A 13,800-nucleotide genomic window follows, 5' to 3' on the forward strand; every position below is an offset into this window, starting at 1 on the left:
CTGGGCCTGGTGACGGGCCAGACAGCGGGGCTGGCGGTGCTGCTGTCCTACGTCACCGGCTACGGGTTCGGGCCGGTGTTTTTCGTCATCAACCTGCCGTTCTACTGGCTGGCGCTGCGGCGGATGGGGCTGGCCTTCACGCTCAAGACCTTTGCCGCGGTGGGACTGATGTCACTGTTCAGCATCCTGATCCCCGGGTGGTTCACCATCGCGTCCCTGGCGCCGGTGCCGGGCGCCATCCTGTTCGGGATGATGACCGGGGCGGGCCTGCTGGCGCTGTTTCGCCACGGCGCCAGCCTGGGCGGCGTGGGCATCCTGGCGCTTTATCTGCAAGACAGCACCGGGTTCCGGGCGGGGTATACGCAGCTTTTGTTCGACGCGGGCCTCTTCGCGGTGGCGTTCTTCGTGATCGACACGCCGGCGCTGGCGCTGTCGATACTGGGCGCGGTGGTGGTGAACTTGACCATCGCGATCAATCACCGGCGCGACTGGTACGTCGCCACCTGACCGCGGGCGCGGGGGGGCGCTGCCCCCCATCGCGGCGGACGCCGCGATTCCCCCCGGAGTACTTGGCGAAAGATGAAGCACATATCGCGTCAGGACAGCGCGCGCAGCCGCCGGATCAGGCTGGAGGTATCCCAGCGGCCGCCGCCCATGGCCTGCACCTCCTTGTAGAACTGGTCGATCAACGCGGTGACCGGCAGGCTGGCGCCCACCTCGTCGCTCGCCGCGAGGCAGATGCCCAGATCCTTGCGCATCCAGTCGACGGCGAAGCCGTGATCGAACGCATCGTCGAGCATGGTTTCATGGCGGTTGTCCATCTGCCAACTGCCGGCGGCGCCCTTGCTGATCACCTCGACCACGGCGCGCCCGTCAAGCCCGGCCTTCTGCGCGAAATGGAGCGATTCCGACAGCCCCTGCAAGACCCCCGCGATAGCGATCTGGTTGCACATCTTGGTCATCTGCCCGGCGCCCGACTCGCCGATGCGCCGGCACATTTTCGCGTAGGTGCCGATCACCGGCTCGGCCGCGTCATAGGCGCCCGCATCGCCGCCGCACATCACCGACAGCGCACCGTTCTCGGCCCCTGCCTGCCCGCCCGAGATCGGCGCGTCGACGAACGACAGGCCCTGCGCCTGCGCCGCCTGGTAGAGGTCGCGCGTGACCTCGGCCGACACCGTCGTGTGATCGACGAAGATCGCGCCGCGGCCCATGCCGGCAAAAGCCCCGTCGTCGCCCAGGCAGATGCTGCGCAGGTCGTCGTCATTGCCCACACAGGCCATCACGAAATCGGCCCCCTCGGCGGCGTCGCGCGGGGTCGCGGCCATGGCGCCGCCGTGTTCGGCAACCCATTTCTCCGCCTTCGCGGCAGTGCGGTTGTAGACCGTCACCTCGTGCCCCGCGGCCCGAAGGTGCCCGGCCATCGGGTAGCCCATGGTGCCAAGACCCAGAAACGCCAGTTTTGCCATTGTTCGTCCCCTTGCATTTGTGTTCGACGCAATTTGTGGCTAGCAACGACGGCGATGGCAAGTCTTGGCTGGGAGTTTTCATGCTGCGTCTGATCCGATGGCTGATGCGCATCGCTGTCGCATTGGTCGTGATTGCGGTGCTGGCGCTGTCGGCGGCGTATTACTTCGCGTCACGGTCCCTGCCCGATTATGACAAGACCCTGCAGGTCGACGGCATCGCGACGCCGGTCGAGATCGTGCGCGACCATTCCAACGTGCCGCACGTCTTTGCCGCCAACGACGAAGCCGTGTTCTTCGGGCTGGGCTATGCCCATGCGCAGGATCGCCTGTGGCAGATGACCACCATGCGCCGCACCGTGCAGGGTCGCCTGTCGGAGGTGTTCGGCAAACGCACCGTGAAGATCGACAGGCTCATCCGCCGGCTCGACCTTTACAAGCTGGCGCAGCGCTCGGTCGCGGCGCTCGACGACGACACGCTGGCGGCGCTGGAGGCCTACGCGCGCGGGGTCAACGCCCGGCTGGACGAGATCAACCGCGATGCCCTGGGGCGCGGCGCGCCCGAGATGTTCCTGTTCAACGTGCCCGTGGCGCCGTGGCAGCCCGCCGATTCGGTCGCGATGCTCAAGCTGATGGCGCTGCAATTGTCGGGGCACCTTGGCCAGGAGGTGATCCGCGCGCGCACATCGCTGGCCCTGGGTGACGAAGACCGGCTGAGCGACATCCTGCCCGAGGCGCCCGGCAACGGCATCGCCGCCCTGCCCGATTACGCAGCCCTCCTCGACGCGCCGGGCCTGCCGCGCAACACCGCCCGGGTCACGCCCCCCCTCGACCCACTGTCGCCGGTCAAGCCGCCGGCCCTCGCCGGCGCTTCGAACGCCTGGGCGGCGGCGCCGGACCGGTCGGCGACGGGGGGGGCATTGCTGGCCGGCGATCCGCATCTGGGACTGAGCGCGCCGTCGATCTGGTATCTCGCGCGGCTCGAACTGGGCACCGGCGGCGTGATCGGCGGCACGATTCCGGGAATCCCGGCCATCCTGTCGGGCCGGTCCGAGGATCTGGGCTGGGCGATCACGTCGTCCTACCTCGACGACCAGGACGTTCTGATCGAAAAGCTCGACCCCGATGACCCGTCGCAATACCTGACGCCCGACGGGTTCAAACAGTTCCGCACCACCCGTTCGATCATCCGCATCAAGGATGCCGAGCCAATCACCCTGACCCTGCGCTGGACCGACAACGGCCCGGTCCTGCCGGGCACGCACTACAACCTCGAAGGCATCACGCCCGAGGGCCACGTCGCGGCATTGGCATGGACGGCGCTGAGCGACGCCGACACCACGATCCAGGCGGCGCTGCGGATGATGGGCGCGCGCACGGTCCAGGACGCTCTGGCGACGGCAGAAGGCTACGTCGCGCCGTCGCAGAACCTGGTGCTGGCCGACGGCGTGCAGATCGCCATGAAGACCATCGGCGCGATGCCGCGACGCAGCGCCAACCACCAGAGCAAGGGGCGCATTCCCGCGCCCGGGTGGCTGGAACGCAATCGCTGGCAGGGCATGCTGCCCTACAGCGCCAATCCCGAATTCATCAACCCCGAAGGCGGCATCGTCGGCAACACCAACAACAAGACCGTCGACCGGCCGTTCCCGCTGCATGTCAGCTACAAGTGGGGCGACAGCCAGCGCATCCAGCGCTGGCGGCGGCTGATGCAGGCGCGACGTGTGCATACGCGCGACAGCTTCATCGAGGCGCAGCTCGACACCGTCAGCTTTACCGCGCGCGCCCTGCTGCCGCTGGTCGGCGCCGATCTGTGGTTCACCGGCGAAGCCGCGCCCGAAGGCACCGATGCGCGGCGCCGGCAGCGCGCACTCGATCTCCTGGCCGACTGGAACGGCGAGATGAACGAACACCTGCCCGAGCCGTTGATCTACGCCGCATGGATGCGCGCCTTGCAGGATCGGCTCATCCGCGACGAGCTGGGGCCGCTGGCGCGCGACTTCACCCATGTCGAGCCGCTGTTCATCGAGCGGGTTTTCCGCGATGTGGACGGCGCCGCGCAATGGTGCGACGTGATCCAGAGCGCACCGGAAGAGACCTGCACCGACATGGCGCGCATGGCGCTCGACGACGCGCTGACCTGGCTGGGCGAGACCTATGGCACAACGCTGGAATCGCTGCGTTGGGGCAATGCCCACCAAGCCACCCACGACCACCAGACCCTGGGCAAGGTGCCGCTGCTGCGCTATTTCGTGAACATCCGGCAATCCACCTCGGGCGGCGACAACACCTTGCTGCGCGGGCGCACGCGCGGCGGTTCGGGGGGGGATGCGTTCCAGAACGTGCACGCCGCCGGCTATCGCGGCGTCTACGATTTCACCGATCCCGACAGCTCGGTCTTCGTCACCTCGACCGGTCAGTCGGGGCATTTCCTGTCGCGCTATTACGACAACCTCGGCGTGTTGTGGCGGCGCGGCGAGTACGTGCCGATGTCGCTGGATAGCGACCTGGCGCGCGCCGCGACCGTCGGCATTACCCGGCTGGAGCCCGGCCAGCCCTGAGCAGACCGCAAGCGCACGCAGGAAACTGTCGCGCATTGAACAGCCTGTCGCGTTCAGGCAGGATGCGTGGCGCCGCCGTGCGCTAGGGCGAGGCAAGCACCGTTCGCCCGCACATCCCGTTGACCCCGGAAAGGACCCGCCCGATGATCCAGGTTCTGGCAAGTGTCTGGGCGCTGTTGCTGGGTATGGCGCTGATCATGATCGGCAACGGCATGCAGGCGACCCTGATCGGTGTGCGCGGCAATATCGAGGGGTTCTCGACGCTTGATCTGTCGATCATCACGTCGGCCTATTTCCTGGGCTTTCTGGCCGGGTCGCGGATGGCACCGGGGATGATCCGCCGGGTCGGCCATGTGCGGGTGTTCGCAGCGCTGGCGTCGTTCCTGTCGGCGGGGCTGATCGCCCTGCCGGTGCTGGCCGATCCATGGGCTTGGACGCTGCTGCGGGTGGCGCTCGGGTTCTGCCTGTCGGGGGTTTACGTCACCGCCGAAAGCTGGCTCAACAACGCCGCCACCAACGAGACCCGCGGCCAGACCCTGTCGGCCTACATGATCGCGCAGATGGCCGGCATGGTCACCGCGCAGGGCCTCATGAACGTGGGCGACGCGGGCGGTTTCGTACTGTTCATCCTGCCCTCGATCCTGGTGTCGCTGGCGGTGGCACCGATCCTTCTGTCGATCACGCCCACCCCGGCCTTCGACACCGCCAAGCCGATGAGCCTGCGCAGCCTGTTGGTCAACTCGCCGCTGGCGTCGATCGGCATGATTCTCCTCGGCGGGATCTTCGCCGCACAGTTCGGCATGGCGTCGGTCTACGGGGCGGCGGCAGGGCTGAGCGTGGCACAGATTTCTGTTTTCGTCGCGACCATCTTCACCGGGTCGCTGGTTCTGCAGTTCCCGGTCGGCTGGCTGTCCGACCGCATGGACCGGCGCAAGCTGATCTGCGGGGTAGCGGTGATCGGCGCCGCGGCGGGCCTGGCCGGGTTCCTGGGCGGCGCGGCGTTCCCGGTGCTGCTGGTCGTGGCCTTCTTCCTGGGCGGCATGGCGAACCCGCTTTATTCGCTGCTCATCGCCTACGCCAACGACACTCTCGAAATCGAGGACATGCCGGCCGCCTCCGGCGGGTTGGTGTTCATTTACGGCATGGGCGCGATCACCGGGCCCCTGGTCACCGGACAGTTGATGGATTGGGTCGGGCCCCGGGGCTTCTGGCTGTTCATATTGCTGCTGTTTGTCGCCATTGCCGTCTATGCCCTGTGGCGGATGACGCGCCGGGCCTCGGTGCCGGTTGACGAAACCGGCGCCTACGTGGGCGTGATGCCCACGGCCTCGCCGGTGGCGGTCAACGCCGCACAGGACTGGTATATCGAACAGGCCGAGGAACAGGCCGAAGAACAGGCTCAGCTACAGCGCGACACCGACGCCCGCGACTGAACCGCGTGGCCCTTTCACAGGTCGCGAAAACGCTGTTCCTGCCGCGCCGTCCAGCGCACGCTCAGCGCAAAGCCAGTCTCGGTCTGCACCTCGTGCTCGACCACGCCCTGTTCGTGCAGCCAGGCGCGCTTGCGTCCCTCGGTAAAGGGCAGGTCCAGGTGGGTAACGTGGCGCTCGGCCTCCAGCGCGCGGGTGGCCAACTCGAGGAACGTCTCCATCCCCTCGCCGGTCTCGGCCGATATCGCGCAGACATCCGGCAGGCGCCCGGCGCGTGCCTGCACCGCCTCGCGCGCCTCCCGAGGCAGCAGGTCGATCTTGTTCCACAGCTCGATCAGCGGCGTCTCGTCGCGCGCGCCCAGATCGGCGAGGATGCGGCGCACATCCTCGGCCTGCTCGTCGGTCTCGGGGTGGCTGATGTCGCGCACATGCACGATCAGGTCGGCGCCCAGCACCTCCTCCAGCGTGGCGCGGAAGGCGGCAACCAGTTCGGTCGGCAGGTCGCTGATGAATCCGACCGTGTCGGACAGGATCACCTCGGGCCCACCGTCCGGCAGCCGCACCGCGCGCATGGTCGGGTCGAGCGTGGCAAACAGCATGTCGCGCACCATCACCCGCGCCCCCGTGAGCCGGTTGAACAGCGTCGACTTTCCGGCATTGGTATAGCCCACGAGCGCGACCACCGGGAAAGGCACCTTGGCGCGTGCCGCGCGGTGCAGCGCGCGGGTTTTCACCACCTTGTCGAGCTGCCGGCGCAGGCGCACGATCTGTTCGTCGATGGCGCGACGGTCGGCCTCGATCTGCGTCTCGCCGGGGCCACCGACGAAGCCCAGCCCGCCGCGCTGTCGCTCCAGGTGGGTCCAGGCCCGCACCAGCCGCGTGCGCTGGTAGCTCAGATGCGCCATCTCGACCTGCAACACCCCCTCGCGGGTGCGCGCCCGATCCGAGAATATTTCCAGGATCAACCCGGTGCGGTCGAGCAACTTGACCCCCCAGGCGTTTTCCAGGTTGCGTTGCTGCACCGGGGTCACCGGCCCGTCGACCAGCACCAGTTCGACCTCGGCGGCGGCGAGGCCGGCCTTGATCTCGGCGACCTTGCCCTTGCCGAACAGGGTGCCGGGATGCGCGCGCGCCACCGGCACCACCTGGGCGCCGCTTACCTCCAGCCCCGGCAGCGCCCGGGCCAGCGACACCGCCTCATCCAGCGCATAGGCGGGGTCGCGCCGCTCCCTGTCCGATTTCAGATCGGGATGCAGCACCCAGGCCCGCGTGGCGACACGGTCTTCATCGCTCAATTGGAGTCGTCGCCGTCATAAAGATTGATGGGCTGCGCCGGCATGATCGTGGAAATCGCGTGCTTGTAGACAAGCTGCGATTGCCCGTCGCGGCGCAGCAGGACGCAGAAATTGTCGAACCAGGTAATCACCCCCTGCAACTTCACCCCGTTGATGAGGAAGATGGTGACCGGGATTTTCGTCTTCCGCGTGTGATTGAGGAATGCGTCCTGTAGATTCTGTTTGTCGGAAGCCATTTGAAACCCTTTGTTCTTGCCCGCAAATACCGGCCCGCCGCCGCGTGCCGGAGCGCATCGCTTTGCGTCGAGTATGTCGCGCCATGATACGAGTTTCCAGCCCCAAAATTCATGCTCCGATAGAGTGCAATCGGCCGCGGCGGCGCTATTCGCGCCAGATACCGCTGAGCGCCAGCGCAATGACCGCCAGCGTCTCCAGCCGCCCCATCACCATCGCGGCGCACAGCACCAGCTTGGCCGCCGCGCCGATGTCGGCCAGAACGATGGGCACATCCGGCGCGAAGCCGATCAGAGGCCCGGTCGTCGACAGCCCGGCGACGGCCAGCACCGTGGCATGATTGAAGCTCTGCCCGAGCGCCGCGAGAACCAGGATCAGCACCGCCAGTGTAAGCGCGAAAAGCATCAGGAACAGCCACGCGATATATGCCCCCTGGCGACGCATGCGCCGATTGTTGGCGCGCGCGCGTCCGATCGAGCTGGGATGCACGAGCCGTTCCATCTCGCGCAGGGAACTGAGGTAAAGCGCCCAGACCCGCAACAGCTTGATACCGCCCGCCGTTGTGGCCACGCCACCGCCGACCATCGCCAGCCCCATGAAAATCAGCCCCGTGGTGTCCAGCCCCGACCAGTCGCGCGCGGCCTCCCACTCGCTGCTCTCGAACCCGGTCGTGGTCAGGAACGACAGCACCGTGAACACCCCGCCCCACAGCGCCCGCAGCGCCGAGACGCTGTTCGCGGCGCTATCGACCTCGATCGCGCCGGCCCAGTGCCGCAGGAACAACACGGCAGGCACCGTGATCGCGATGATGAACCCGAGGCGGAACTCGGGGTCGGAATGCACGCCGGGCGTGCCGACGACGCGCGTGTCGCGCGAAAACGTCACCCGCGACAGCGCGAACAGCAGGAAGATCGCCAGCAGCACCTCGCCCCACAGCCCGGACCCCGACGCGGCGCCGTGGGCCAGCGGGGTGATCCCGCTGGTCGCCATGACCCCGGCCGCCCGGCTGAAAGCGACAAGCCCGCCATCGCCGGCGATCACCAGGCAGATCCACAAGACCGCGGTGAGCCCGGCATAGACCGGCACCAGCATACGGGCCGCCCGCACCACCCGGTGCTGCGGGTCGGCGCGTTCGCCCTGCTGCCAGCCGGTATCGTGGCGGGGGGGCTGCCCGGTGGCTGTGACCTCGAAACCGCCCAGGTTGAGCGGCGCCAGGATCGCCACCGCCGACACCCACATCAGCAGACCGCCCATCCAGCCCACCATCGCGCGCCACAGGTGCAGCGTCGGGCTGAGTCGGCCCGGGTCGAACAGCACCGCGCCGGTCGTCGGCAGGCACGAAACCATCTCGAAATAGGCATTCAGAAAGCTCGTCGTCTTCAACGCCTCGAAGAAGGGCACCGCCAGGATCACCGGCAGGACCGCGAAAGCGCCCAGCAACGCCAACAGGTTGTGCATCGTCGCGCGCGCCCGCGTCCGACCGGAAAGCGCCACCACCACCATGGCCAGGATCATCAACCCCAGCGTGCCCGAGTAGAAGAAGGCGCGCGCCTCGGCATGGCTGGACAGGGTCAGCGCATGCAGCGCCGGCACGTACATCGCGACCAGGCCGATTCCGATCAGCAGTACCAGCAGCGGAAGGTTGATCAGCGCCGCGGGCATGGTCAGAAATAATCGATCGAAACCTGGAGGAGCCGCTCGACCTCAGGCACGTCCGACGCCTTGGAAAACAACGCGATCACGTCGCGTTCGTCGATGCGCGTGCTGCCCGTGGGGCGCACGACCTTGTCGCCCTTGAGGATGCCGCCCACCAGCACGCCCTCGGGGAACTCGATGTCGCGCACGCGCTTGCCCGCGATCGGCGACGTCGACAGCACCTCGGCCTCGATCACCTCCGCCTCGGCATCGCCGATGGAATAGACCCCGCGCACGCGCCCGTGGCGGATATGGCGCAGAATCGAGCTGACGGTGGTTGCCCGCGGGTTGATGTAGGCGTCGATGCCCAGCGGCCCCATCAGCGGCGTCAGGGTGGGATCGTTGATCAGCGCCACGGCCATCGGGCAGCCTTCGGATTTGGCGCGTACCGCGGCCAGCAGGTTGGTCTTGTCGTCGTCGGTGACGCACAGCACCGCGTCGGCGCGCGCGATGCCGGCCTCGGCCAGCAACCCCACGTCCAACCCGTCGCCGTTCAGAACGATCGTCCGTTCCAGCGCGTCGGCGGCGCGTTCGGCCCGGTCGCGCGATTTCTCGATCACCTTGGCACGGATCCGCGTGGCGCGCGCTTCCAGCCCGCGCGCCACCGCCAGCCCCACGTTGCCGCCGCCGATGATCACCACGCGCTCCTGTTTGCGGGGCTTCTTGCCGAAGATTTCCAGCGTTCGGGTGATATCCTCGTTGACCGCGAAGACGTAGCAGGCATCGCCGACGAAAAGCTGGTCACCGGGCTCGGGCGCGAACAGCCGCCCGTCGCGGCGCACGCCGACGACGACGGCGCGTAGGGTCGAAAACAGATCGGTCAACTGCCGCAATGGCGTGTTGACCACCGGGCAGTCCTCGTCGATCGTGATGCCCAGCAGTTCGGCCCGCCCGCCGAGGAAGCTCTCGGTGTCGAACGTGGCCGGCGAGGCCAGTCGCCGCAGCGCCGCCTCGGCGACCTCGCGCTCGGGGCTGATGACCACGTCGATGGGCAGGTGATCGCGGCGGTAGAGATCGGCGTAGATGGCGTTCAGGTAGGACTGGCTGCGCAGGCGCGCGATCTTGCGCGGGACGGCAAAGACCGAATGCGCCACCTGGCAGGTGACCATGTTGACCTCGTCGGAATAGGTCGCGGCGATGATCATGTCCGCATCGCGTGCCCCGGCGGTTTCCAGCACGTCGGGGTAGCTGGCAAAGCCGGTGATGCCCTGCACGTCCAGCGTGTCGGAGGCGCGGCGCACCAGGTCGGGGTTGTTGTCGATGACGGTGACGTCGTTCTTCTCGCCCGACAGGTGCCGGGCAATCTGCCAGCCGACCTGCCCCGCCCCGCAGATGATCACCTTCATGGCTGCCTGTCCTTGCTGTCAGGGCACATTGGATGGCAGAAGCCCCGGCCCCGGTCAATTGCTTTGTCCGCACCCGCGCGCTCAGGCGCCGGGACCGCCCTCGGACCCGCCGATACCGGCGTCGCGCGCGCCGGTCTTGCCCGCGGTGACGACGCCCAGAGACTTGAGTTTGCGATGCAGCGCGCTGCGCTCCATGCCCACGAAACTGGCAGTGCGGCTGATATTGCCGCCGAAACGGTTGATCTGGGTCAGCAGGTATTCGCGCTCGAACGCCTCGCGGGCCTCGCGCAGCGGCAGCGTCGCCAGCGCCGCCGAGAGCACCACCTTGTCACCATCGCTTGCCGCCTCCTCGTCGGGGGCGGGCAGCTCGCGCGCCTCGATCGGTTCGGTGCCCTCGCCGAGGATGAGAACGCGCTCGACCAGGTTGCGTAGCTGCCTGACATTACCCGGCCAGACCATGGTCTGCATCAGTGCCACCGCTTCTTCCGACACCTCGCGCAGCGGCATGCCCTGCGTTTGGTGGAAATCGCGGATGAAATGTTCGGCCAGAAGGGGGATGTCCTCGCGCCGGTCCTCCAGCGACGGCACCGCGATCGGTACCACGTTGAGCCGGTGATAGAGTTCCTGCCGGAACCGGCCGGCGGCGATCTCGGCCTGCAGATCGCGGTTGGTGGACGAAATAACCCGCAGATCGACGCGTACCTTGTCGGCCCCGCCGACGCGCTGGAACTGCTGGTCGACAAGCACCCGCAGGATCTTGGATTGCGTCCCCAGCGGCATATCGGCCACCTCGTCGAAATAAATCACGCCGCCATGCGCCTGTTCCAGCAAGCCCGGCTCGACCCCGCGCTCGGCGCCCTCGCGCCCGAACAGGACCTCCTCCATTCGCCCCGATTCGATCGAGGCGCAGCCCACCGTCACGAACGGCCCCTCGGCGCGGTTGGAATGGGCGTGGATGTAGCGCGCCGCGACCTCCTTGCCGGCGCCGGCGGGGCCGGTCAGCATCACCCGCCCGTTCGACCGCGTCACCTTGTCGAGCTGCGCCACCAGGGCGCGATAAGTGGCTGAATTGCCCACCATCTGCGCCTCGGCAGTATCGCGGCGGCGCAGTTGCTGGTTTTCGCGGCGCAACTGCGACGTTTCCATCGCGCGCCGGATGACCACCAGCAACTGGTCTATGTTGAAGGGTTTCTCGATGAAGTCATAGGCGCCCTGCTTGATCGCGGCGACCGCGATCTCGATGTTGCCGTGCCCCGAGATGATCACCACCGGCACGCCCGGGTTGTCGCGCTTGACGGTCTTGAGGATATCGATCCCGTCCATGCGGCTGTCCTTGAGCCAGATATCCAGCACGATGAGCGCCGGCTGTTCGGCATTGATCGCGGCCATCGCCTCGTCGGAGTCGCCGGCCAGCCGGGTGGCATAGCCCTCGTCCTCGAGGATGTCCGAAATCAGCTCGCGGATATCGCGCTCGTCATCGACAATCAGAATGTCACTCATCAGTTCCCGTCCCTCGTAAACTGGTCTTGTCCGCAGCCTGCGCTGCGGCCTGCTCCTGCTCTTGCTCGTGCGCCGACACCGCGTCGGTCTTCAGCGGCAAACGCACCACCGCCTTGGCCCCGGCGTGATCGTTGCCCGCGAACACGGCGGCATCGGTCAGCGCCAGCGTGCCGCCGTGCTCTTCGATGATCTTGCGCACGATCGGCAGGCCCAGGCCGGTGCCCTCCTCGCGCGTGGTCACGTAAGGTTCGAACAGCCGCGCGCGATCCTCCGGCAGGCCGATGCCGTTGTCGCTGATGGTCAGTTCCCCCCAGTCCCCGTCGCGGCGGCTGCGCACGCGGATCTCGGGTGTATAGCCGTCGGGGGCGCCGGCCTTTTTCAGCGACTCGATCGCTTCGCCGGCGTTCTTGATCAGGTTGGTGAGCGCCTGCGCGATCATCGTGGCATCGAGATCGGCCATCATCGGGTCGTCGGTGACATCCATGGAAAAGCGCACCTCCGGCTGGCCCGACTGTTGCAGCAACACCGCCCCGTGCAGCAACTCGGACAGGCTTTCGGGCTGCCGGTCGGGCGCCGGCATGCGTGCGAACTTGGAAAACTCGTCCACGATACGGCGCAGATCGGCCGTCTGGCGCACGATCACGCCGGTCAGGTCCTCCAGCGCCTCGGCATCACTGTCCGACAAGTGGCGGCGGAACTTGCGCTTGATCCGCTCGGCCGAAAGCTGGATCGGGGTGAGCGGGTTCTTGATCTCGTGCGCGATGCGCCGCGCCACGTCGCCCCAGGCCGCCATCCGCTGCGCCGCGACCAGGTCGGTCACGTCGTCGAAGGCCACCACGTAGCCCTCGCGCTCGCCGCGCTCGTTGCGGCGGGTGGCCATGCGCACCAGCAGGTTCTCGACCGTGCCGCCGCGGCTGACCTTGATCTCTTCCTGCACGGTCTCGGCCGGCCCTTTGCGCAGCCGTTTGAACAGCGGATCGAACTCGGGCACCGCCACCGCCAGCGCCATCGATTGCTGGTCATCGTGCCAGTCCAGCAGCCGCTCGGCCGAGCGGTTGACAAAGGTCACCCGCCCGCGGCTGTCCAGCCCGACAACCCCGGAGGTGACCGAACTGAGCACCGAATCGAACAGCCGGCGGCGGCGTTCGATCTGGTGGGTATTGTCCAGCAGCGTGTCGCGCTGCGCCTTGAGTTGCCGGGTCATCTGGTTGAAATAGCGGCCCAGTTGGGCGATTTCGTCGTCGCCTTCCTCCTCGATCACGCGCACGCCCATGTCGCCGGCACCGACCCGCTGCGCGGCATCGGTCAGCCGCCCGACCGGGCGCGAGAGCCGCTCGGCGAACCACAGCCCCAGCCATGACGCGGCCAGAACCAGGATCAGCGCGAAGCCCAGGTAGACGAGCCCGAACTCGAACAGCACCCGCCCGCGGTCGCGTTCGAGTTGCTGGTAGAACCGCGCGGTTTCCTGGGTCTCGTCCAGCAGGCTCAGGAGCGCGCCGTCCACCGCGCGGCTGACGTATAGCAGGCGGTCAGTGAACTCTTTGAGCGGCAGCAGCGCGCGGAACTCGTTGTTGTCCCAATCCTCGATGATCAGCAGGCCCTCCTGGCGTGCCTGCGCGATCTGCTCGGGCGCGGGTTTCTCGAAATCGAACAGGTAGGAGCGTTCACCGCGCGCGCGAATTTCGCCGGTGCCGTCGATCACGAACGCCTCGCGCAGGCCGCGCTGGATCTGTGCCTGCCCCTGGCTGAGCACCTGGCGCACGTCGCCGTCGCTCATGAACTGCTCGACGCGCCGGGTCGCGTTCAACACCCCGGCCAGCGCCTGCGCGTCCTTGGTCAGGTCGGCGCGGTGTTCCTGCTCATAGGCTTCGGCCGCCGCCAGCGACGAACCCACGACCTGGCGCACGCGATCGGAAAACCACCCCTCCAGCCCGACATTCACCGTCAGCCCGGCGAACACCGCGACCGAAACCGCCGGGATCAGCGCCAGCAGCGCGAAAACCCCCGCCAGGCGCAGGTGCAGCCGTGACCCGGCCGAGCGCGCGCGCCGCGCTGCCACCAGGGCGACGACCCGTTGCAGCACCAGCGCCGCGATCAGCAGAACGTAGACGAAGTCGGCCAGCAGGACCAGCCGCAACCCCGGCGCCGAGGCCCCCTGATCCAGCGGCCCGAGCACCAGGAACGTGGCCAGCGCCAACAGCGGACCCAGCACCACAAGCCCCAGCGTCGCGGCATTGCGCACGCGCCTGAGCCGCCGCAGACGGCGCAAACGG

Annotated in this window: 10 protein-coding genes; 3 read left to right on the forward strand and 7 right to left on the reverse strand. The window is 67.6% G+C overall.

The annotated features are described in order from the left end of the window. A partial coding sequence (locus tag Q0L89_RS10930) for a YitT family protein (protein ID WP_296764934.1) occupies positions 1-507 on the forward strand: 507 nt, incomplete at its 5' end. 89 nt (positions 508-596) lie between these two features. Here Q0L89_RS10930 and Q0L89_RS10935 read toward each other — a convergent pair. Then, positions 597-1,469: an NAD(P)-dependent oxidoreductase gene (locus Q0L89_RS10935; RefSeq protein ID WP_296764937.1), complete on the reverse strand. Its 873-nt coding sequence runs from the start codon at positions 1,467-1,469 to the stop codon at positions 597-599. Between the two features lie 80 nt (positions 1,470-1,549). On the opposite strand from Q0L89_RS10935, the gene Q0L89_RS10940 reads away from it, so the two are divergent. Together Q0L89_RS10940 and Q0L89_RS10945 are read left to right on the forward strand one after the other, a co-directional pair. After that, on the forward strand, positions 1,550-4,027 hold the full coding sequence (locus tag Q0L89_RS10940) for a penicillin acylase family protein (RefSeq protein ID WP_296764940.1): 2,478 nt from the start codon (positions 1,550-1,552) through the stop codon (positions 4,025-4,027). A gap of 143 nt (positions 4,028-4,170) precedes the next feature. After that, a complete protein-coding gene (locus tag Q0L89_RS10945; protein WP_296764943.1) occupies positions 4,171-5,460 on the forward strand; it encodes an MFS transporter in 1,290 nt (429 codons plus the stop codon). 14 nt (positions 5,461-5,474) lie between these two features. Here Q0L89_RS10945 and hflX read toward each other — a convergent pair whose 3' ends face one another. From hflX to Q0L89_RS10975, 6 genes are all read right to left on the reverse strand, one after another. After that, positions 5,475-6,752 (reverse strand): GTPase HflX, encoded by a 1,278-nt coding sequence (gene hflX, locus Q0L89_RS10950; protein ID WP_296764945.1) that lies wholly within the window; start codon positions 6,750-6,752, stop codon positions 5,475-5,477. Continuing rightward, entirely contained in the window at positions 6,749-6,988 is a 240-nt protein-coding gene (hfq, locus tag Q0L89_RS10955) for an RNA chaperone Hfq (protein ID WP_296764948.1), read from the reverse strand. The genes hflX and hfq overlap by 4 nt, the downstream gene beginning before the upstream one ends. Positions 6,989-7,133: 145 nt before the next feature. Continuing rightward, positions 7,134-8,648, reverse strand: coding sequence for a potassium transporter TrkG (locus Q0L89_RS10960; protein ID WP_296764951.1), 1,515 nt, complete (start codon positions 8,646-8,648; stop codon positions 7,134-7,136). Between the two features lie 2 nt (positions 8,649-8,650). Then, positions 8,651-10,027 (reverse strand): Trk system potassium transporter TrkA, encoded by a 1,377-nt coding sequence (gene trkA, locus Q0L89_RS10965; protein WP_296764953.1) that lies wholly within the window; start codon positions 10,025-10,027, stop codon positions 8,651-8,653. 81 nt (positions 10,028-10,108) lie between these two features. After that, a complete protein-coding gene (locus Q0L89_RS10970) occupies positions 10,109-11,527 on the reverse strand; it encodes a sigma-54 dependent transcriptional regulator (RefSeq protein WP_296764956.1) in 1,419 nt (472 codons plus the stop codon). Beyond that, complete coding sequence (locus Q0L89_RS10975; protein ID WP_296764990.1) at positions 11,520-13,796, reverse strand: PAS domain-containing sensor histidine kinase; 2,277 nt, start codon at positions 13,794-13,796, stop codon at positions 11,520-11,522. The genes Q0L89_RS10970 and Q0L89_RS10975 overlap by 8 nt, the downstream gene beginning before the upstream one ends. Between the last annotated feature and the right edge of the window lie 4 nt (positions 13,797-13,800).

It is taken from the genome of Sediminimonas sp. (assembly GCF_024637375.1).
GTDB lineage: Bacteria > Pseudomonadota > Alphaproteobacteria > Rhodobacterales > Rhodobacteraceae > Sediminimonas.